The sequence below is a fragment of the Blastocatellia bacterium genome, assembly GCA_035275065.1.
Taxonomy (GTDB): Bacteria; Acidobacteriota; Blastocatellia; order UBA7656; family UBA7656; genus DATENM01.
Map to the genome: position 1 here is coordinate 136,761 of DATENM010000054.1, position 20,208 is coordinate 156,968.

A 20,208-nucleotide genomic window follows, 5' to 3' on the forward strand; every position below is an offset into this window, starting at 1 on the left:
AATCCTCCTGTTCAGCAGCGGGTTGTTTATCTTTCAAACAGACGCGCCGCCGTCTCTGTTCGGCAAACGTGCATTCGCGCCGCCGAAAGCGGGAGATAACTTACAGGAGCAACACGAGTGCCAATGCGCGCAAGCCGGGACGCCAACCGCACCGCTCGTCAAAAGGGCGGCTGTTGCAGCCGCCCTTTTGACCGTCGAGAAGCTCTACTTCTCCTGCTTCTTGTCGTACTCTTCTTTGGTCAGCAGCTTGATCGGGTCGAGCTTCTTTGCCATGAGCTTCGCATTGATGTCCGCCAGTTGCTTGCCGACGAAGGCTTCAAATTCGCTGTTCTTGGCGTCAATCTCGCGCTCAAGCACAGGCAGACGCGCCAGCTGCGATTCACTCGGACGACCGCCGTACTGGCTCACCCAGCCGTAGACGTCGACGATGCGCTCGCGCAGTTGCTCTTCGCCGGTCACCTGCCCTTCTTTCGTCGCTACGAGCGTCTTGTGCAGCGCGTCGAGCCGGTCGGCAAACGCCTGCACGTCACCCCTCGCCGGGTCTTTCTCGTCGAGCTTGCCGGCGCGCTCTTTGGCTTTGTCGCGCAGGTCTGTGACCACCGCGTCGACAAACGCCAGCCGCTCTTGCATCTGGTAGAGCTTCCACAGGGTCTGCTGCTGCAAGGCGCGGTCTGCCGCCGAATGCGGCGAGCGCGGATCAGCGATCACTTTGATCTGTCCCGTGAAGGTGTCTTTGTCTTTGACGAGCTTGATAGTGTAGGTGCCTTCGGGAACCATCGGCCCGGTGAGCGCCGGCCCCGCGAGGTTCGGTGACGGCGGCACCTTCGGCGGCTTCTGGCGCATCGCCCAGGTGACGCGGTTGATGCCGCGCCGCTTGCCCGCGGGCAAAGTAGTCATTAGCTTGCCCGCGGCGTCATAGACTTCGAGCTTCATATCGCCGATGACGTGGCGCTCTTTCAGGTAATAAGTGATCGTCGCATTCTCGCTCGGATTCTGGCCGATGAACTCGGCGTCGCCGGGAAACTCCTGCACGCCCGAAGGCAGCGGAATCACCGACGGGCGCGACTCTAAGAGGGTCGCCTCCGCATCCATCATCTGCGGCGTGATCTGACGCAGCGGCGTGATGTCGTCAATAATCACGATGCCGCGCCCGTGCGTCGCTAGAATCAAGTCGTGATCGCGCGGGTGAATCTGGATGTCGCGGACGGCGACCGGCGGCAGGTTGCCTGTAAACTGCGCCCACTGCCCGCCGCCGTCTATGGAAACGAACAGACCGAACTCGGTTCCCAGAAAGAGCAGGTCGCGGTTGACGCGGTCTTCGCGGACAACGTGCGCGTAGCCGCTTAAGGCGTCGGTCGCCAGCCCGCGCCAGGTCTTGCCAAAGTCTGTGGTCTTGAATACATAAACTTTCATGTCGCCGGTCTGGTGGCCATCGAAGGTGACGTAAGCCGTCCCCCGCTCAAAACGGCTCGCCTCGACGCCCGAGCACCACGTCGCTTTCGGCAGGCCCTGAATGTTCGACACAACATTCGACCACGACTTGCCGCCGTCGGTCGTCAGTTGCAGGTTGCCATCGTCTGTGCCGGCCCAGATGATCTTCTGGTCGAGCGGCGATTCGGCGATGGTGAAGATCGTGCAGTGATTTTCCGCCGACGAGTTGTCGAGTGACAGCCCGCCCGATTCGTCCTGCTTCTGTTTCTCCGGGTCGTTGGTTGTCAGGTCGGGCGAGATGCGCTCCCACGACTCGCCGCGATTCAGGGTGCGGAAGAGGAACTGCGCGCCGACATACATGACCTTCGGGTTGGTCGGGCTCAAGGCAATCGGCGCGTTCCAGTTGAAGCGGTATTTCGGCTCGCCCTCTTTGGCGTACGGCTTGATCGATTTCACCTCGCCGGTCTTCAGGTGAACGCGCAGCAACTGGCCGCCTTGAAACTCGCTGTAGACGATCTGGCTGTCTACAGGGTCGGGGTAGGCGTGAAAGCCGTCGCCGAAGCCGACGTTGCGCCAGTTCTTATTCTGTATGCCGCCGGCGCTCGACGACGGCCCCATCCACGAGCCGTTATCCTGCAAGCCGCCATAGACGTTATAAGGCCGCTCCATGTCGAAGCCGACGTGATAGAACTGCCCCACCGGCAGGTTGCCGAGAAAGCGGAAGTTGCGCGCCTTGTCCTGCGAGACGTAGACGCCGCCGTCTGTGCCGACGATGACTTGATAGGGGTCGAGCGGGTTGACCCATACGGCATGAAAGTCGCCGTGCGCCCGCCCGCCGCGCTGCGCGAACGACTGGCCGCCGTCGGTGCTTACGGCAAAGGCGAAGTCGGGCTTGTAGATCGTCTTGTAATCCTTCGGATCAACGACCATGGTGGCGAAATAAAACGGGCGGCCCGTGACCGAGGCCGAGCCGGTCACCTTCGTCCAGGTTTCGCCGAGATCGTCCGAACGATAAAAGCCGCTCTTCTTCGCTTCGACCATCGCATAGAGGGTGTTCGGGCGCGACGGCGCGACGGCAATGGCGATACGCCCGAGGTCGCCTTCGGGCAGGTCTTTGGTGAGCTTCTTCCAGGTTTTGCCCGCGTCTGTAGATTTATAGAGGCCGCTGCCGGGGCCGCCCGAGGTGAAGAAGTAAGGCTTGCGGCGGAACTGCCACATCGAGGCGTAGACGATGTTCGGCTCCTGCGGATCGATGGCGATGTCGGCGCAGCCTGTGTTGCCGTCTACGAATAAAACTTTCTTCCACGACTTGCCGCCGTCGGTCGTCTTGAAGACGCCGCGCTCATCATTGCTATCCCACAGATGACCGGTCGCCGCGACGTAGACCGTATCAGCGTTCTTCGGGTCGATGACGATGCGGGCGATGCGCTCGGAGTTCTCCAGCCCGACGCGCTTCCAGGTATCGCCGCCGTCAGTCGTCTTGTAAAGCCCTGTGCCGACCGACGTGCTGTTGCGCGTCCAGGTCTCGCCGGTGCCAACCCAGACAGTGTCTGTGTGCGCCTGATCGATGGTGATTGCGCCGATTGATTGGGTGTATTTGTCGAAGACCGGCTTGAACGAGGTGCCGCCGTTGATAGACTTCCAGACGCCGCCGCCCGCCGCGCCGACCCAGAGAATGCGCGGGTCGCTCTGGACCGCGTCTATGGCGGCAATGCGCCCGCTGGTCGTGGCCGGGCCGATGTGGCGGGCTTCGATGGCGCCAAAGGTCGCGGTGTCAATTTTCACATGGCCGTCCTGCGCCGGGGTGACCGTGAGCAGCGAGAGGAGCAGCGGCAAGACCAGCCGCAATTGCCGAGCAAGTGCGTGCATAGGGGTTTCCTTTCCTTTGGGTGATGCGGGCCAGCTCGTGGGCACCGGGTTGCGCGCGGCGTCCAACGATTGAACGGTCTGCGCGCAACCCGGTTCGCCGCCAATTACATGCTGTCGATCAGAGGCCGGCGCTTAGAAGCGGGCCGGAGGTTTGTCTTTGGGCTTCTCGTCCGTCTTGGGCTTCTCGTCCGTCTTGGGCTTCTCGACCGCCTTGCCGGGCATCTTGAAGATGGCGTCGTCAATCGGCGGATCGATATCTATCTTATCGATGGCGATCTGCACTTGCGTCTGGCCGCCGATCTTCTGCTCGATGGAGAAAGGGAACAACACGCCGCCCACTGGCTTGTAGTTGCCGGGGTAGATGTCGACTTCCTGCTCGCCGCCCGGCGACCGGCGCTTGGCGGTGATCTTCAGCTCAAGCGATTTCGCCGCGTCAATATAGATGTAGCGCACGTCGCCGGTCTTGAGCGTCAGCTTGAGCTTATAGGCCGGGGTGCCTTCGACGTCCTCTTTGCCGAGCAGCTCGACGGTGTGACCTTTCTCTTTGTAATCGATGAGCGCGCCGTCAATGTCAGCCTGCTCCTGCGCCTCTTTCAGGTCATCGCCGGCCATCTTGTCAGGGTCGCTGACGCCCTGGAAGGGGTTGATCTGCCAGCCGGTGTCGCCGTCATACGCCTGGGTGACCGACTGGCCCTGGAAGGTCGCGTCCATGCGAAAGGCATTAGGCCGTTTTTGCTGAATGGTCAGCGGCAGCTCAATGCCGGGGCCGGCGACGGTGAGCTTGCCGGTCAGCTTGAGGCTCTTGATGGCTTTGATCTTTTGCAGGCCGCCGCGCGCCTCGATGTTCTTCTTGATGATGTCGTCGGCGGTCTGCGCCGCGGCGGCGACGCCGAGCAACAGGGTGAAGGCGAAAAGCAGGATGAGGTGTCTGCGCATCATGGGGTCTCCTTCCTCGGGTTAACAATTTTCATGACGTTGAGCTGCGCCTGGATTACGCCAATCGCGGAGGATTAGTTTCGCTGCCGCGCTTAACCATACACGCCGCGCCGCCGCGAAAGCAATCGCTCCGAGCGCCCGCGGTTGACACCGCCGCGCGCCGTCTGCTAGTTTTTTTCTTCGCCTGGACCAGGTAAATACTGACAAGTATTCCTGAGTAGCTCAATGGCAGAGCATCCGGCTGTTAACCGGAGGGTTGTAGGTTCGAGTCCTACCTCAGGAGCCAGTTATCAAAAAGGCCGTCGGACATGCTTCCGGCGGCCTTTTGGTCTTTATGGGTTGCGCTGGCAATCTCAAAAGGCGCGCGGACGGCATTCGCGTCATCGGGGTTATTGGGCTCACGCTCTAAAACTAAATGATGATCTTCTTTTAGTAGACATAATTCCGACATAGCGTTTTTAAAGGCGCAATCTGTAGGAATTTTCATCACCCTGACTTGAATGTGTGCTAAGATAGCCGGCGGCACGGCCCGAACGCATAAAACCGGTCATCCAATCGACTACGGTTAGAGATTCATTCGCCGATGCCAGAGCGCCTGGCTGCGTGAAAGTCGCAATCAGGTCTCATCTCAGGGCTTGGCTTCCCACAGGTCAGGGAGTTTTTAACCTGCCGAAGTCGGCTGTATCCGCCTTTTGATCGTCAGCTGCAAGCCGCCCTTCGGGGGGTGGTTGCTGGCGGCTATGCCTATACGATTACGGTGTGCCGATAGATGAGCTGCCAACGCAACAATCTATAGCGCCAACCCTCACATAGAAGACGGTTACCTGAGCCGCAGTCCATCAACGGTCTGGAAAAGAGGAGCACAGTTTATGGAAAAAGCCAGACACTTACTGCTTGATTTCCATCCGACAGAAAACCTGGCTTGCTTACTACGAGGGATTCTCGAATCACACGCTCCTGCCGGCAGCGAGTTTCAACAAGTCTCCATCGCCAGCCACGAACCCGGCTTCAATGATGGCGATTTCCACGCCATGGTCGGGCGCTATAATCCGGACGTTATCTTTGTGGTTTTCTCCCAGAGCACCCTCAAGCCGGCCCGCACCCTGATTCGGGCTCTGAGGCGACAATCTATACAGGCGCTGATCATTATTGTCACCGAAGTCGATAAGCCAGAAGTGATGGTTGATTTGCTCCAGCTGGGGGCCTCCGATTTCATCACCCTGCCGCTAAAGGCAATTGATGTTCTGCCGCGCATCTGGCGATTGCTGGAGCAGAGATGTCAGGAGCACACGCTCACCGTGACGCTGAAGAAAAGACAGGGGTTGAAACAATTGGTCGGCGAGAGCCCGGCATTCGTCACCGAGCTGAAGAAGATTTCCCTGATCGCCAAGTGCGATGCCACCATCCTGATCGCAGGTGAAACGGGCACCGGCAAGGAGCTTTGCGCCCGGTCGATTCATTATCTCAGCGCGCGGGCAAGTCAACCATTCACCCCGGTCAATTGTGGCGCTATCCCCGTGGAATTGATGGAAAATGAATTGTTCGGACACGAGCGCGGGGCGTTCACCGGGGCGGCGACGGCACAGCCCGGGCTCATCCATGAGTCCGACAGCGGCACCCTGTTCCTGGATGAAATTGATTGTCTGCCGCTGCTCGCCCAGGTCAAGGTCTTACGCTTCCTTCAGGAGAAGGAGTACCGCCCGCTCGGCTCTACACGAGTCCGCCAGGCCGATGTCCGAGTGATCGCGGCGACCAATGCCGACCTCAAAGAAGCAGTCAAGGCGGGCCGACTGCGCGAAGACCTCTACTACCGCTTGAATATCATCCCGATTGTGCTGCCGGCGCTCAGAGAGCGCCGCCCGGACATCCCGCTTCTGGCCCGCCATTTCTTAGCCAAGTACGCCGCCGAGTTCGACAAGCCAGTCAGCGATTTCTCACCCGACGCGATGGAAAACTTGATGCTTTACGAGTGGCCGGGCAATGTGCGCGAGCTGGAACACGTCGTCGAGCGGGCAACCCTGCTTGCTGAGCGGGCGACCATCCGCAGCCCCGACCTGCTGCTGCCGGGCAAGAAAAGCGGCCCGCGCCCAGGCTCGTTCCAGGAAGACAAAGCAAGGATGATCGCCCAGTTCGAGCGCACCTACATTGAAGAATTGCTCAAGACCTATCAAGGCAATATCACCCGAGCGGCGCAGGCGGCACAGAAGAATCGCCGCGCCTTTTGGCAACTGATCCGCAAACACCGCATAGACCCGCAAAGCTACCGACCCGGCGCGTCTTAATGGGTGGACTGCGAGCGGCGACAAGGACAAAAATGTCTTAGCCGCTTTCTCCTTCTAGCCAAAGTCCTTTCCCGCTTCGCCTTGCGACGCCAGGATAAAAGCAGCCTGCTTGAGCATTGCCGGCGCAAGCAAACTCAAAGACTTGAGCGAATGGCGCAGCACTTGCAACCAGGAATTGGCGGCAGCAAATCGGCACGCGGTAATCGGGACTATTGTACGGCCTCACTCGGCGAGAGGCTTTAACGATCAAACCCAAAAGGCAACTGAAGCTCGATGTGCATAACCCAAAAGTCAGAGGTTGCGCTTGAAATCTTGGCCTACATGAGCGAGCACACCGACGCGCAAGACACCCTGGAAGGAATTGTCGAGTGGTGGCTGCTGGAGCAACAGATCCGCTGGCAGGTGCAGGCAGTTAAAGAAGCGCTGGCTGAGCTGGTCGAGCGCGGGCTGATCGTTGAGCGCCAATCAAAAGATCGGCGAACGCACTACCGAATTAATCGCCGTAAGATGCGGGCCATCCAGTCGCTGCTAGAGCACCGGCCGGGGCCTTGACGCGCGGCACGCCACGCCGTCGCCGGCTGGCCGGGTCGGGCAACTGAGTGATGGCGCGGCGCGTTGGCCGCGCTTTCCCGTAGCGGGTCTTGAAAAGGAGGCGTCCACGAATGGCTTTTAAGATTGCAAACCGAGCCAAGCAACAGCTCATTTTAGAGCTCAACAGCGGCAAAGCCGTCTACCTGGGGCCGGGTCAGGAATCTGCCCCGGTTGACGACCACGAGACGAACGGCAACGCGCAGTTCGAGAAATTACGGAGTCGCGGTCTCATCGAAACGCTGGCGGTCGAAGCACAGGGCGAGCCCGCACGAGCCACCCCAGAGAATTTTGCCCCGGCACCTCGCAGAAGGCCGAGGTCATAGAAAACCCAGGGCCCGCTTCCGCATCAGCCCGGCTGGGCGACGGCTAAGAATCATCACCTCTTAACACTATAAGGAGAAGAAGCGATGGCGCGATTGCATCCAGGCGTTTATATCGAAGAGGTTTCCAGCGGCGTGCGCCCCATCGAGGGCGTCAGCACCTCGACGGCGGCCTTCATCGGCAAGGCCGAAATGGGAACCTTGAATAAGGCCGTACTGGTCACCAGCTTTCAAGAATTTCAGACCCGGTACGGCGCGTTTCTCAACGATAGCTCGCTGGCTCACGCCGTCTTTCAGTTTTTCAACAATGGCGGCACCAGTTGCTACCTTGTGCGAATCGCCGGCAGCGGCGTCGCCACCGCCGACATCAGCATCAAAGACCGCAAGTCCCCGACCCCTGCAAAAACTTTGACCATCAAAGCCGCCAACGAAGGGGCGTGGGGAAACAAGCTCGACATCGTCATCACCGATGGCAGCGCCGATCCCGGCAACGAATTTGCCCTCGGCGTCTTCAAAGACCGCAGCGATTTGCTGCCGCCGCTGCCGCCGCTGCCTTTGGAGTCCTTCGATAATCTCAGCATGGACGATTCGGCCAGCAACTTCGTCGAGAAGGTGCTCGCCGAAAAATCCAAGTACATCAGCGCCGTGGCCACCGCCGCGAATAAAGCGACCGCCACGGCAGGCACCAGTCGCAGCGGCCAATTGCCAATCGGCAATGCGGCCGCCGCGCTCAAGCTCGGCGTCCCTAATGGCGGAACCGAAACGGCGGGGGTAGGGGCCACTTCAGGTACGAGTCAAAGCGCGGCGGCGCCAGCCCCGAACCCGGACGCCGACCAGCGCAAGCTCAGGATCAACCTGGACGGCGATGGCGCCAAAGACATCACCATTCCGCTCAGGGCCACTGACGGGACGGCGGTGACCAACGAGGCGGCGGTCGCGGCGGAAATCCAGAAGGCGGTGCGCGCGCTGACGCCCAGCGACCCGGCGAAGGCGGCGGCGTACACGGGCTTCACCTGCACCTTTAACGCCGCGGGCAGTCCGAATGCCTTCCTGCTGACATCGGGCACGACTGGCGCGACCTCGACGGTAGTGGTGACCAATGTTCCCCCGCCCGTCTATGTCACGACCGAAAACCGATTCGTCATCGAGGTCGACGGAGACGGCCCGCACCTGGTGACCCTGTCGGGCACCCTCGATACGGGGGCGAATATCGCTCTGCGGATTGCCGCCGCGGTTAACGCGATTACGCCAAACCGCGCCGCCAACAAGTTGGCCTTCCAGAATCTCGCTTGCACGTATGAAAAGGGCACGGATCATCCGAACAATCCCAGCCTGCTGCTGACCAGCGGCACGCCTGCCGGGGCGACGCGCCCGCGGTCTTCTGTCCGGGTGACCGACGCGACGAGCGATAATGCGGCGAGAAAGCTGAAGCTGGGCCAGGCCAACGGCGGCTTAGAGACCAAGGGGTCGGCGATCCTGCGGCCTGCGAACTCGAAAGACCCGACCGAGTATCACCTGGGCGACGCCGTAGTCGAGCCGACGAGCAACGTCGAGTCCGTCACCTTCGGCAGCGACGGCAACCTGCCGGAGACGGCACAGTACCTGGCTGGCTTGTTGACCCTGGACCCCGTCCACGATGTCAGTATCGTTTGCACGCCGGGCAATGGCCTCCGAGACGTCGTTTCGGCAGGCGTCAGCTACTGCGCGAAACGTGGAGATTGTTTCTTCATCGGCGATACGCCGATGGAGACCGACACGATGGAAGAAGGGCAAGGCTATATCAACTCTCTGCCGACGAAGAATTCCTACGGGGCGGTCTACTTTCCCTGGTTGCAGATGCCCGACCCAACCGGCAGCTCGTCCCTGCCGGTACTGGTGCCGCCTTCGGGATTTATGGCCGGGATGTACGCGCGCATCGATGCCAAGCGCGGCGTCTGGAAAGCTCCCGCCGGCTCGGAAGCGAATGTCGCAGGGGCCGTCGGGCTTGCCGCAGACATCAGCGACACGCAGCAGGACTTCTTGAACCCCATCGGCATGAACGTCATCCGCACCTTCCCAGGGTCGGGCATTGTCGTCTGGGGGGCGAGGACGTTGGGAACCCGGAGCGACCCCGAGTGGCGTTATATCCCTGTGCGCCGCACGGCGATCTTTCTCGAACAGAGCATCTACAACGGCATTCAATGGGCCGTCTTTGAGCCGAACGATGATGACCTGTGGGCCAACCTGCGCCTCAACATCGGCTCGTTTATGCTCGTGCAATTTCGCGCCGGGGCCTTTCAGGGCAAGTCGCCCAGCGAAGCCTTCTTCGTCAAGTGCGACAACACGACGACCACGCAAGCCGATATCGACCTCGGCATCGTCAACATTCTGGTCGGCTTCGCGCCGCTGAAGCCCGCCGAATTCGTCGTCCTCAAGTTCAGTCAAAAGACCGCGCAGTCACAGGGCTAAGCGCCTGATCTCAAGAATCAAAGGAGTGAACGCACATGGCAACTTTCACACGAAGTCATGACCCTTACCGCGGCTTTCGGTTCCAGGTTCAATGGGATGGTCGCACCGTGGCGGGCCTGAGCAAATGTAGCGCGCTGAAGAAATCTACCGAGATGGTCGAGTGGCGCGAAGCCGGAGACCCCAGCACCTCGCGCAAGCTGCCCGGAAAAACCAAGTTTGACGCGATCACTCTCACGGCCGGAATCACCCAGGATCATACCTTCGAGGAGTGGGCCAACAAGGTGAACAACTTTAGCGGTAAGCCGGAATTGTCGCTCAAGGATTTCCGCAAAGACATCATCATCAACGTCTTGAACGAGGATGGCCAGAAGGTGCTGGCCTATAAAGTCTTCAATTGCTGGGTCTCTGAGTATCAAGCCATGCCCGACCTGGACGCCTCTGCCAACGCCGTGATGATCCAGACACTGAAACTGGAAAACGAAGGGTGGGAGCGTGACACCAACGTCAAGGAGACCTGATTATGGCGCTTGCCTTCGCGACGGATGGCGCGGCGGTCGAGGCAGGTGTTTCGGATGACGAGCGACTCGGAGACGGCCCCGCACCGATTGGCACGCCCCGCAACCTGACGGCGGAAGAGCACCCTGAAGATGGCATCTTCATTTTGCCCGGCGGCTACGTAGACGCGGACAACGTCGCCCATCACCGGGTGGAAGTCGTCCCGGTGACGGGAAAAGAAGAAGAGTTCCTGGCAACCGTTCAGGCGACGGCCGGTGTCGCCAGTGTCGTCACCGGATTGCTGTCGAGGTTCATCAAGCGAATCGGCTCGCTCGGACAAGTGAGCGCCGCCGCCGTCAGAGATTTGCTGGTCGGCGACAGGGATTACTTGATCCTCAAGCTGCGCGAGATGACCTTTGGCAAGCAAGTCGAAGCGGTGCTGAGCTGTCCGCGCGCGGATTGCGGTAAGCCTATGGATTTGATCCTCTCTCTTGATGACCTGCCAATCGAGCGCCGACCGGTGACGACGCGGCGCTTCCAGATGGCGCTCGCCGACGGGCCGCGGGGCGAGCGCCTGGTCGAGTTCCGCTTGCCGACAGGGGCAGACCAGGAAGCGCTCGCCGCCGAGTACCACGCCGATGAATCGCAAGCCACCTATAAGCTGCTGGCGCGCTGCATCGAGCGAATCGATGACGCCGAGCCGGTGGACGAAGCGATGGTCTTAAGTCTTGGCGAGCCGGCGCTGACAAGCATCGAGGCGGAGATCGAGCGCCTTGCGCCACCGTCTTCAATGGCAATGGAGCTGGTCTGCCCGGAGTGCCAATCGCCTTTCAATACCGCGCTCGATTTCACGGCCTTCTTTCTGACCGAGATGCGCGCCAACCTGCGCCAACTGGAGCGCGACGTCCATTTTCTAGCCTGGCATTACCACTGGTCTGAGCAAGACATCCTGGCAATGACGCGCATAAAAAGGCGGCGTTACGTGAGGCGGCTGCAAGAGGAGATCGACCGCTTCAATTGAGCATTGCGGGCCTGGCGCAAACTGCCGGCCCGCGGCAACCGCGGGAAAGGGGTGGCGGTAATTTCATGCGAGGATATCTCTCAAACATCCTGCGATCCGGCGCAAGAAGCTTTAGCCATACAAATCGTGGCGGCTTAGCCGCGCCAGTTTCCGCTTTCCAGCCGCCAGTGCCGCCCGGCCCGCTGCCATCACCGGCGAACGCTGACCGGACGCCTGGGCCGCCCACTCACAACCGGGCGCTGCTGCAAGCGGCCAATCCACCCGCCGCGCTTTCGACGCCGCTGCCTGAGGTTGTCGAAGAAAGTGCGATAGAAATAAAACTGCCGTCAGGTCGCAGCCCTCGGAAGCCGACGCCATCTGATGATGAAGCCAGTCAATTGACACCGCCACCCGCGCTTGACTCATTGCCTGTCGAAGACCGGGGCAGCAATCCTTCACACGAGCACAGGCAGGTTGATCAGAGCGTCACGGCGCTGACTCCGAAAGTGGCGGGGACCAGGCCGACCGATCAGGGCCGACCGCTTGCAGATTCGGCTACCCTCACGAAAGAAGAAGAGAGTGAAATTCACCGCGGCCCGGCGGCGACTTTCGCAAAGGCGGGTGACGGCCCCGCCTTCCACTTCTCAGATCGACCAAAGGCGGCGCTTCCCGAAGGCGCTTTTTCAGATTTGCAATCGCCCGCCACCGTCGAGCCTGAGCGCCGCTTCGACAAAATGGAAACCGCGCCCCGACCGCCGCGAACCGCGCGGGTGCTTGAGCCGCAACTTCCCATGCGGCTTTCAGGCGAACCGCCCCGACAGGAAGGAGCGATCCAGCGCCCGGCCATAGCCTCTGGCTCTCGCCCGGCGACTGAGCCAGAACCGGCGAACCAGGCCGCGCCGATCTCTTCAACGCTTCCAATGAGCAGCGCCGCGCGCCTGATCGAGCGGCCCGCCGCGGTCGTCAAAACTGAGCCCCACACACAGGCGATGGTTGCGGCTCAAAGCGACGAGCCGGCCTTCCGCGGCCTGGCAGAGGGCCAGGCGATGGCGGTTCGCGGCAATCGCCCGGCGAAGCTGACGATCAACCGGCTGGAGGTCCAGCTTATCAACCAGACACCGCCTGCGCCTGTGCGGCAACCGCCGCGGGCGCGGTCACAGCCCGGCGCGCCAGATTCGCGCGCCGCTTTGGAACGCCATCACCTCGGACGTTTTTATCTGGGGTTTTAGAACCGTTATGAGTTATCTGGCCATCGGCGCAGTAACCAAAGCAATTGCCGAGTTACTCGAAAAAAAGATGAATAAGCCGCCGCTGCTCGGGGTTGGCGCGGTGTTTAAGGTCACGACGGTGCCGCCTGACGATACGCGTGTCGATCAGGAAAACGGCATCAACCTCTTCTTGTATCGCCTGACCGAAAGCCCTTTTGCCAAGAACAGCGATTGGCCGGGTGATCGCGCCAACCCGGTCGCCATCAAGCGTCCGCCCATTGCTTTAAACCTGCACTACTTGCTGACGGCCTACGCCAAGAAGTCCGCCGGCGCAGCGCGCGACGATATCGCCGCGCATCAACTGCTGGGCAACGCCCTTGCCATCTTGCACCAGTACCCTGTGCTCAACGACATTCACGATGCCGATTTCGATGCCGACCTCGATTCGCAATTCCCGCCCGAGCTGCGCAATTCGTTTGACAAGCTCAGGATCAACCTCTCGCCGATCTCTATGGAGGAGTTCTCGAAGATCTGGACGGGGCTGAGCAAAGCGTATCGCCTCTCGGTCGCCTATGAAGTTTCGCTGGTGCAGATCGCCCCGCTAGTGCTGCCGCCGAATCCTGCGCCCCCCTTGCAGCAGGCGAGCCTCCAGTTGGGAACTATCGAAGCGCCGCTGATTACGGCCCTCGAACCCGCCGACGGGGCAGCCGGGGCGCGCGTGGTGATCCAGGGAAAAGGGCTCAAAGCTCGCGGCGGGCCCACCCTGGTTACGGTCGGCGGCATTCAGTTAAGCGAGGCGGATTTGCTCAAGCTCAGCGCCAATGCGATTGAGCTGAATATTCCCGCCGCGCCGCTGCTGGGGCCCCGGCTTCGCGTCGTCGTCAAAGCCGGCGGCCTGGAAAGCCCGCCGGCTTTTTATGAAGTGCGGCCCTGGATCGATGCGATTCAGCCGCTGAGAGGCGCGACCGGCGTGCCGCTCACCATTCCGTTCGACGCCCCGGCGGGCGCGACTATCGGCGTCGAAATCGCCGGGCAAGCGGCGACGACGACCCTCGATCCGGCCAACGGACTGGTTCGCGCCATCGTGCCCGGCGCGATCACCACGAACGGTCTCAAACCCGTCGTCCTCATCATCAATGGCGGCAGCCCGCAGCGCAGCAATGCGCGATTCTACGAGGTGCTGCCGGTCATTCAATCCGTCAACCTGACGACGGTCGTCACGCCGGCCAAGACGACGATCACCGTCAACGGCGCGCGATTGAGTGGCAGCGAAGTGAGCGTAAGATATGGCAAGCTGCTGCTCAGCGTCGGCAATGACCCCGGTGACGCGGTGAGCAATGCGCAAGTCGTCGTCAACGTGGCGCGGCTGCTGCCGGCGAATCAGCGGGTCTCGGTTCTGGTTGATGGCCGCGAGTCCAACGTCATCCCCCCACAACTGGAAAGCCTCGACCCGCCCGCAGCGTTTGCCGGCGACACGGTGGCGCTGAGCGGCGAAGGCTTGAGCGGCCAGAATGTCGTCGTCCATTTCGGCGCAACCGACGTCACCATCACCGGCCAACCCTTTATGAATCGCTTCAGCCTGGAGGTGCCCGCAACCCTGGCGGCGGGCACCGTGCCAGTCACGGTGACCGTCGATGGAAACACTACGAATGCGGTCTCGTTCGAGGTGCTCGGGTGAAAAGCAAGCCCGTCAAACTTTTCGAGAATAGCTGGGAGCATCTGCTCGCAGAGCTTCAGCGCCTCGACCTGCTGATTCAGCGCGAGGTGCTGAAGTCGAGGCAGAGCGCCACAAAAACTCAGGAGGAGATGTTCAAGGGAATGTTTATCTCCGACGGCGAGATAGACCAGTTGCTCGACGCGAGTCTGACGGCGGCGGCGCAAAGTCCGCGGGCTGCGGCGGCGCAGAAAGCCGCCGTCGCTTTGCAGAAACAGACCGCCCAAAGCCGACAGGCGAGCCTGGAACAGGGCATCTTTTTAACCCTCCCGCATCTGGCCTACCTGTTCGGCCTGACGCCTTTTGAAGAGCAGATCATTTTGCTTTGTCTCGCCCCGGAACTCGACCTGAAGTACGAAAAACTTTACGCCTACTTGCAAGACGATGTGACGCGCAAGAAGCCCGGCGTCGCGCTGGCGATGAGGCTCTTGTGCGGCACGCCCGAAGAGATGATTCAGGCGCGGGCATGCTTTTCCGAGCAGGCGAGTCTCATCAAGTCGCAGATTCTCCGCTATCTTGACGGCGGCGACAATCCGCTGCCGGCGCGGGTGATGAAGCTCGACGAAGCGGTTACGAATTTTCTCCTCGGCATTGCTAATCTCAGTAAAGCGATCAGCGCCTGCTGCCGGTTTTCGACGGCGAGCATAGACGTGCAGAGCTTGCGCTGGCCCGAAGGCTTCACGGCGCGTTTGCTCGGCGTCATCGGCGACCATCTCAAGAGCGCGCAGCGCGCGACGCGCAAACTGATCCTGCATTTTTATGGGCCTGATGGCACCGGCAAGAAGTCGCTCGCGACCGCCGCCTGCCGCGAGATGAACCTGCCCCTGCTGATCGTCGATATGCGCGAAGTGCTGCTGCGCGCCCAGCCGTTTGAAGAGACCTTGCGGTTGATCTGCCGCGAGGCCATCTTGCAGCCGGCGGCCCTCTACCTTGAGCACTTCGATCTGCTGCTCGGCGACGATGACAAGAGCCTCGCTCATCGTCAGGTCATCGCCCGCGCGATTGAAGAATTCTCCTGGCTGACGTTCATCGCCACGCAACAGGCATGGGAGCCGGACGGGCTTTTCAAAGCGCACCTCTTCCTGAAGGTCGAGCTGCCGACGCCGGGCATGCTGGCGCGCGCGGAGCTTTGGAAATCGCTGACGGCTGAGCGCGCCGACATCGCCCCGGAGGTCAATTGCGAAGAACTGGCGACGAAGTTTCGGCTGACCCCCGGACAGATTCAGAATGCGCTGATCGCGGCGCGCAACTCGGCACACTGGCGTGAAGGCGAAGGCGCGACCGTGACGATGGAGGATCTCTACAGCGGCTGTCGCTTTCAATCGAATCAGAAGCTCGGCACGCTGGCGCGCAAGCTGTCGCCGAAGAATGGCTGGGCCGACATCACCTTGAGCGACCATGCGCTGGCGCAGCTGCATGAGATATGCGCGCAGGTTAAACACCGGCAGACCGTTTATGGCAAGTGGGGCTTTGGCCGCAAGCGCGCATTCGGCAAGGGGCTGTGCGTGCTCTTCTACGGCCAGAGCGGCACCGGCAAGACGCTCGCCGTCGAGGTCATCGCCAACGAGTTACAGCTCGAAGCCTTCAGGATCGATCTGTCGTCGGTGGTGAGCAAATACATCGGCGAGACCGAAAAGAATCTCAGCCGCGTCTTTCAGGAAGCCGAGACCAGCAACGCCATTCTGTTTTTCGACGAGGCCGACGCGCTGTTCGGCAAACGCTCGGAAGTCAAAGACGCGCACGACCGCTACGCCAATATCGAGATCAGCTACTTGCTCCAGCGCATGGAAGAGTTCGAGGGGCTGGTGATTCTCGCCAGCAACCTGCGCAAGAACATTGACGACGCCTTCTTCAGGCGCATGCACTTCGCCGTCGAGTTTCCGTTCCCCGACGCCGGCCATCGCTACCGCATCTGGCGGCAGCATTTCCCCGAGCAAGCGCCGATTGCTGAAGACATCGATTTCGATTTCCTGGCCAACCGCATTCATATCGCCGGCGGCAATATCAAGAATATCACCGTCAACGCCGCCTTTCTGGCCGCGGCAAACTCCGGCGTCATTCACATGAAGGACTTGATTCAGGCCACCCTGCGCGAATACCAGAAGATGGGCAAGCTCTGCACGGATGCAGACTTCGCGCCTTACCACGCCTTGCTCAGGGGCTCTTAGGCGCGACCTGTGAGGCTCGACATGGACGAACGCGGTTTAGAGTTCAATGAAGTTCGCCTGGCCATCGTCAACGGCGAAAGGCACGCCGAGCGCGCCGCGCCGATTGCGCAATTGACCTTCGCCTACGTGCAGGAATTGCTTGAGAGAGAGCTTCAGCAGCTCGACGCCGATGCGGTCATCGAGCATCTGGCGCTGCCGCCGATACCGGTTTCGTTCGACTTGATGGACGACGAAGCCATCGCCCGGGCGAGCGCCGAGAGCATCTTTCGCGCCGTGATGGCGGCGCTGTAAACCCGACCGAAAGGAGAAGGCGACCGAAGAATGACAAACGGATTCACCAACCAGCCGAAGATTCTGCGCGGCGCGTTCGTCGAGTTCGGCATCAGCGTGCCGCCGCTGATCGTCGTCTTCCAGTTCAACCCGGTGACGATCAGCCGCTCGCGCTCGGCCTACACCTACAGGCCCTACACCGGCGGCGATCAGGACCCCGTGCAGAGCATAGACTTCACGCAGATCGTCAAGGACCCGGGCATCCTGATGCAATTCCGCAGTAAGAATACCCGGATCGTCGTCAGCCCCGAGACGCTCAACTTCGACATCCGGCTCGACGCCACCGACAAGCTGAACGCCGGCGACACCATCACCGAGCAGTTCGGGGTGGCGCCGCAGCTTTCGACGCTTGAGCTGATGATGGTCCCCAAGAGCCAGAGCGTGATGGGCGCGGCGTTGTCGGCGCTGATCGGCGGCGCCAGCAAGGCGTTCACGCTGGTCGATCAGGCGAACAACCCGCCGGTCATCCTGTTCATCTGGGGGCGCAAGAAAGTCATGCCGGTCAACATCACCAGCATGTCGATCCGCGAGGAAGAGTTCAGCAGCGACCTCAACCCGACGCGCGTCACCGTCAGCGTCAATCTCGAAGTCATCGAAGGGCCGAACGTCGCCTACATCTACACCAAGGGGCTCAAGGAAGTCATGTCGCTGCTGAATCTGGCCAACATTGGCGACATCGCCAATACGATTATCCCGATGTAATTATGTTTACCAAAAGCTCGCGCTACCGCAATCTCCCAGAAGTGACGCCGGTCACCGCCGAAGGCGAGCGCCGACGCGGCAAAGACTTGCGCCTGATCCCGACGACCCGCGGGCGGTTTCTGCACACCGTGCGCGACCACGACCGCCTGGATTTGCTGGCGTTCAAATACTACAACGACGCGACGAAATGGTGGCAGATTGCCGACGCCAACCCGCAGCCGCCCTTCCCGACGGCGTTGCTCGACAGCCGGCCATTCGTCAGCGAGCGCTTTGTCTTATCGAGCGCCGACTTCGCCGCGCGCTTTGACGCGCTGCTGACGACGCTCGGCGCCGTCGGCCAGGTCGAGCGCCTCCGGCTCAACTTCTTTGACGAGGTGAGGCCGCGCCAGCCGGACTTTCTCGAAGCGACCGTCGTGGTGATCTCTGCCGCATCGCCGACGACGCACCAGCGGGTGGTCAACCGGATAAACGGCGGCGGCTTTCATTTCTTGCGCTCGTTTGCCTGGGACGATCAAGGCCGCGCCAACGAGGCCTTCACCTTTGAAGACCCATTGGCCAAAGCAAGCTGGCAGCAACTGGTCAAGAAACTGGCCGACACGCCGGGCATCATCGCGGTTCAGTCCGTCGTCGTCGAGGCTACTTTAGAAGTCGTTTACAACAGCGCCGTCTTATCGAGGCAGACCTTGCTTGCCTTGATTGACAAATCAGGCTTCGGACGCGAGCCGGAGTCGTCCATGCTTTCCCGCGTCGGGACGCAGATCATCATCCCTCCTAACCAGACGGTTTAGGAGAAGCTTGGGTGAAGGGTGTAGACGTGCCAGAGATCACCGCAACCATCTCTATCGAAGACGAAGCGGCGACGGACCTCTTCCCGTCGCTGATTGAGCTGGAAGTCGAGGAAGACCACCGCCTGGCCGGCATGTTCAAGATCAAGCTGGCGACGACGAAAGCCGATGACGGGCTCTGGATTTTCCTGGACGACGAGCGGGTGAAGCCCTGGAAAAAAGTGACCATCTCGGCCACGGTCGCCGATGGCGAAGTCGAGTTAATCACCGGCTACATCACGCTGATCAAGCCGCACATCGACCTGAACGAGAGCCAGAGCGTGCTGGAAATCTATGGCACGGACGCTACCTGCTTGATGAGTGTCGAAGAAAAGATCAAGGACTGGCCGAATAAGAGCGACAGCGATATCGCCCAGGAGATATTCGCCGGTTACAACCTGACGGCGACCGTCGATGCGACGGAGGTCATTCACGACGAAGCCGTCTCGACGATCATCCAGCGCGAAACCGACGCCCAGTTTCTCAAACGGCTGGCGCGCCGCAACGGCTTCGAGTGTTTTGTGAAAGGCGACACAGGCTTCTTCCGCAAGCCGGTGCTGACGGAGCCGGCGCAGCCGGTTCTGGCGATCCAATTCGGCGCCGAGACCAATCTGCTCGCCTTTGATGCCAGGCTGAACGCGCTGCGCCCGGCCGCCACAGAGATGCATCAGATCGATACCATCGGCAAGCAGGTCGAAGATGCGGTCGTCGAAAGCAGCGACCAGCGCCTGCTCGGTCGTGACGGAACGCTTTCGCTCGCCACGCCGAACGGCGCGGCGGCGCGCCTGTTCGTCAAGCACGCGGTCGCCACCGGCCAGCCGGAGATGGAGAAACTCTGCCGCGCCCTGTTTGACGAAGCCGAGTGGTTCATCGAAGCAAGCGGCAAGATTGACAGCGCGATTTACGGAGCCATCTTGCAGGCGAAAAAGCTCGTGCCCATCAAAGGCGTCGGCGAAAGCTTCAGCGGCATTTATTACGTCACGAAGGTCAAGCACGTTTTTACGCTCGACGGTTACGTCCAGGAATTCACGGCGCGGCGCAACGCCATGGCACCTTCAGGGCCTGCCGATTTTGCCGGCGGCGGGCTGCTCGGAGGCTTGCTATGACCGACGACCTGCTGGCGCGTCTGATCGAAAAGGTGGAGAGCCGCTATTACGGCAAGTACCGCGCTTTTGTGGTCGATAACGCCGACCCGGAGAATCGCGGACGCCTACGCCTGCGCGTCCCCAGTATCCTCGGCAACGAGGTCGTCAGCGGCTGGGCCTTGCCCTGCGCGCCTTATGGCGGGGCGGCGGAACAGGGCTTCTTCTTCATCCCGGAGGTTGACGCAGGCGTCTGGGTGGAGTTTGAGGCGGGCAATCTCGACTTTCCCATCTGGGTCGGGACATTTTGGAGCAAGCCCGGCGGGTCGAGCGAAGTGCCGTCGCCGGCCAAGGACCAATCGCCGCCGACCAGCAAGATCATCAAGACCTTGAATCACACGATTGAGCTGGCCGACGAAAGCGGCAGCGAGGCGATCAAAATCACCGACGCCGCCAACTCCAACACCGTCGTCATCGACAAGGACGGCATGAAGCTCGAAGACGCCAACAGCAACAAGGTGACGCTCGACGACAGCGGCATCAAGATCGAAGACAAGAATGGCAACCTCATCACGATGGACAGCTCCAGCGTGACGATCAAAAGCAGCCAAATAAAAATCGGCGATGGCGCGACCGAGCCGCTGGTGCTGGGCAATCAGTTAGTCACCGCGCTCAACAACTGGGTCACCAACGTCTTTGCGCTGCACATGCACACGGGGAATCTGGGCGCGCCGACGACACCGCCGGTGCCGGGCGCGCCGCTGATGCTGACCCCGGCGCTGTCACAGACCAACATGGTGAAATGATT

17 protein-coding genes and 1 tRNA gene are annotated in these 20,208 nt (G+C 60.9%); 15 read left to right on the forward strand and 3 right to left on the reverse strand.

Annotated elements, in window-relative coordinates; genetic code table 11:
* Positions 1–204 precede the first annotated feature (204 nt).
* Together VJ464_11955 and VJ464_11960 are read right to left on the reverse strand one after the other, a co-directional pair.
* Entirely contained in the window at positions 205–3,300 is a 3,096-nt protein-coding gene (locus VJ464_11955) for a glycosyl hydrolase (protein HKQ05840.1), read from the reverse strand.
* A gap of 132 nt (positions 3,301–3,432) precedes the next feature.
* Entirely contained in the window at positions 3,433–4,239 is an 807-nt protein-coding gene (locus VJ464_11960; GenBank protein HKQ05841.1) for a hypothetical protein, read from the reverse strand.
* 208 nt (positions 4,240–4,447) lie between these two features.
* Here VJ464_11960 and VJ464_11965 point away from each other — a divergent pair.
* Positions 4,448–4,522 (forward strand) — tRNA-Asn (locus VJ464_11965).
* On the opposite strand, the gene VJ464_11970 is transcribed toward VJ464_11965, so the two are convergent.
* Entirely contained in the window at positions 4,508–4,723 is a 216-nt protein-coding gene (locus VJ464_11970; GenBank protein HKQ05842.1) for a hypothetical protein, read from the reverse strand. The two genes, VJ464_11965 and VJ464_11970, sit on opposite strands and share 15 nt — an antisense overlap.
* Before the next feature lie 382 nt (positions 4,724–5,105).
* Here VJ464_11970 and VJ464_11975 point away from each other — a divergent pair, with 382 nt between their 5' ends.
* From VJ464_11975 to VJ464_12040, 14 genes are all read left to right on the forward strand, one after another.
* On the forward strand, positions 5,106–6,518 hold the full coding sequence (locus VJ464_11975) for a sigma 54-interacting transcriptional regulator (GenBank protein HKQ05843.1): 1,413 nt from the start codon (positions 5,106–5,108) through the stop codon (positions 6,516–6,518).
* 321 nt (positions 6,519–6,839) lie between these two features.
* On the forward strand, positions 6,840–7,070 hold the full coding sequence (locus VJ464_11980; protein ID HKQ05844.1) for a hypothetical protein: 231 nt from the start codon (positions 6,840–6,842) through the stop codon (positions 7,068–7,070).
* Positions 7,071–7,180: 110 nt separating this feature from the next.
* The gene (locus tag VJ464_11985; GenBank protein ID HKQ05845.1) at positions 7,181–7,432 is read left to right on the forward strand and encodes a hypothetical protein; all 252 of its coding nucleotides are present in this window, start codon (positions 7,181–7,183) and stop codon (positions 7,430–7,432) included.
* 84 nt (positions 7,433–7,516) lie between these two features.
* The gene (locus VJ464_11990; GenBank protein ID HKQ05846.1) at positions 7,517–9,877 is read left to right on the forward strand and encodes a phage tail sheath subtilisin-like domain-containing protein; all 2,361 of its coding nucleotides are present in this window, start codon (positions 7,517–7,519) and stop codon (positions 9,875–9,877) included.
* Positions 9,878–9,912: 35 nt separating this feature from the next.
* Positions 9,913–10,395 carry a phage tail protein gene (locus VJ464_11995; protein HKQ05847.1) on the forward strand — a complete coding sequence of 161 codons (483 nt, stop codon included), beginning with the start codon at positions 9,913–9,915 and terminating at the stop codon, positions 10,393–10,395.
* A 2-nt stretch (positions 10,396–10,397) separates the two neighbouring features.
* Complete coding sequence (locus VJ464_12000; protein HKQ05848.1) at positions 10,398–11,393, forward strand: hypothetical protein; 996 nt, start codon at positions 10,398–10,400, stop codon at positions 11,391–11,393.
* A gap of 377 nt (positions 11,394–11,770) precedes the next feature.
* Complete coding sequence (locus VJ464_12005; GenBank protein ID HKQ05849.1) at positions 11,771–12,601, forward strand: hypothetical protein; 831 nt, start codon at positions 11,771–11,773, stop codon at positions 12,599–12,601.
* Positions 12,602–12,608: 7 nt separating this feature from the next.
* Positions 12,609–14,258: a Pvc16 family protein gene (locus VJ464_12010; GenBank protein ID HKQ05850.1), complete on the forward strand. Its 1,650-nt coding sequence runs from the start codon at positions 12,609–12,611 to the stop codon at positions 14,256–14,258.
* Positions 14,255–16,462 carry an ATP-binding protein gene (locus VJ464_12015; GenBank protein ID HKQ05851.1) on the forward strand — a complete coding sequence of 736 codons (2,208 nt, stop codon included), beginning with the start codon at positions 14,255–14,257 and terminating at the stop codon, positions 16,460–16,462. Before VJ464_12010 ends, VJ464_12015 begins: the two co-directional genes overlap by 4 nt.
* A 21-nt stretch (positions 16,463–16,483) precedes the next feature.
* On the forward strand, positions 16,484–16,753 hold the full coding sequence (locus VJ464_12020) for a hypothetical protein (protein HKQ05852.1): 270 nt from the start codon (positions 16,484–16,486) through the stop codon (positions 16,751–16,753).
* Between the two features lie 30 nt (positions 16,754–16,783).
* Positions 16,784–17,494: a hypothetical protein gene (locus VJ464_12025; GenBank protein HKQ05853.1), complete on the forward strand. Its 711-nt coding sequence runs from the start codon at positions 16,784–16,786 to the stop codon at positions 17,492–17,494.
* Positions 17,495–17,496: 2 nt separating this feature from the next.
* Positions 17,497–18,282 carry a hypothetical protein gene (locus VJ464_12030; GenBank protein ID HKQ05854.1) on the forward strand — a complete coding sequence of 262 codons (786 nt, stop codon included), beginning with the start codon at positions 17,497–17,499 and terminating at the stop codon, positions 18,280–18,282.
* A gap of 11 nt (positions 18,283–18,293) precedes the next feature.
* Positions 18,294–19,424 (forward strand): contractile injection system protein, VgrG/Pvc8 family, encoded by a 1,131-nt coding sequence (locus VJ464_12035; GenBank protein HKQ05855.1) that lies wholly within the window; start codon positions 18,294–18,296, stop codon positions 19,422–19,424.
* Positions 19,421–20,206: a phage baseplate assembly protein V gene (locus tag VJ464_12040; GenBank protein ID HKQ05856.1), complete on the forward strand. Its 786-nt coding sequence runs from the start codon at positions 19,421–19,423 to the stop codon at positions 20,204–20,206. The genes VJ464_12035 and VJ464_12040 overlap by 4 nt, the downstream gene beginning before the upstream one ends.
* The last annotated feature ends 2 nt before the right edge of the window (positions 20,207–20,208 follow it).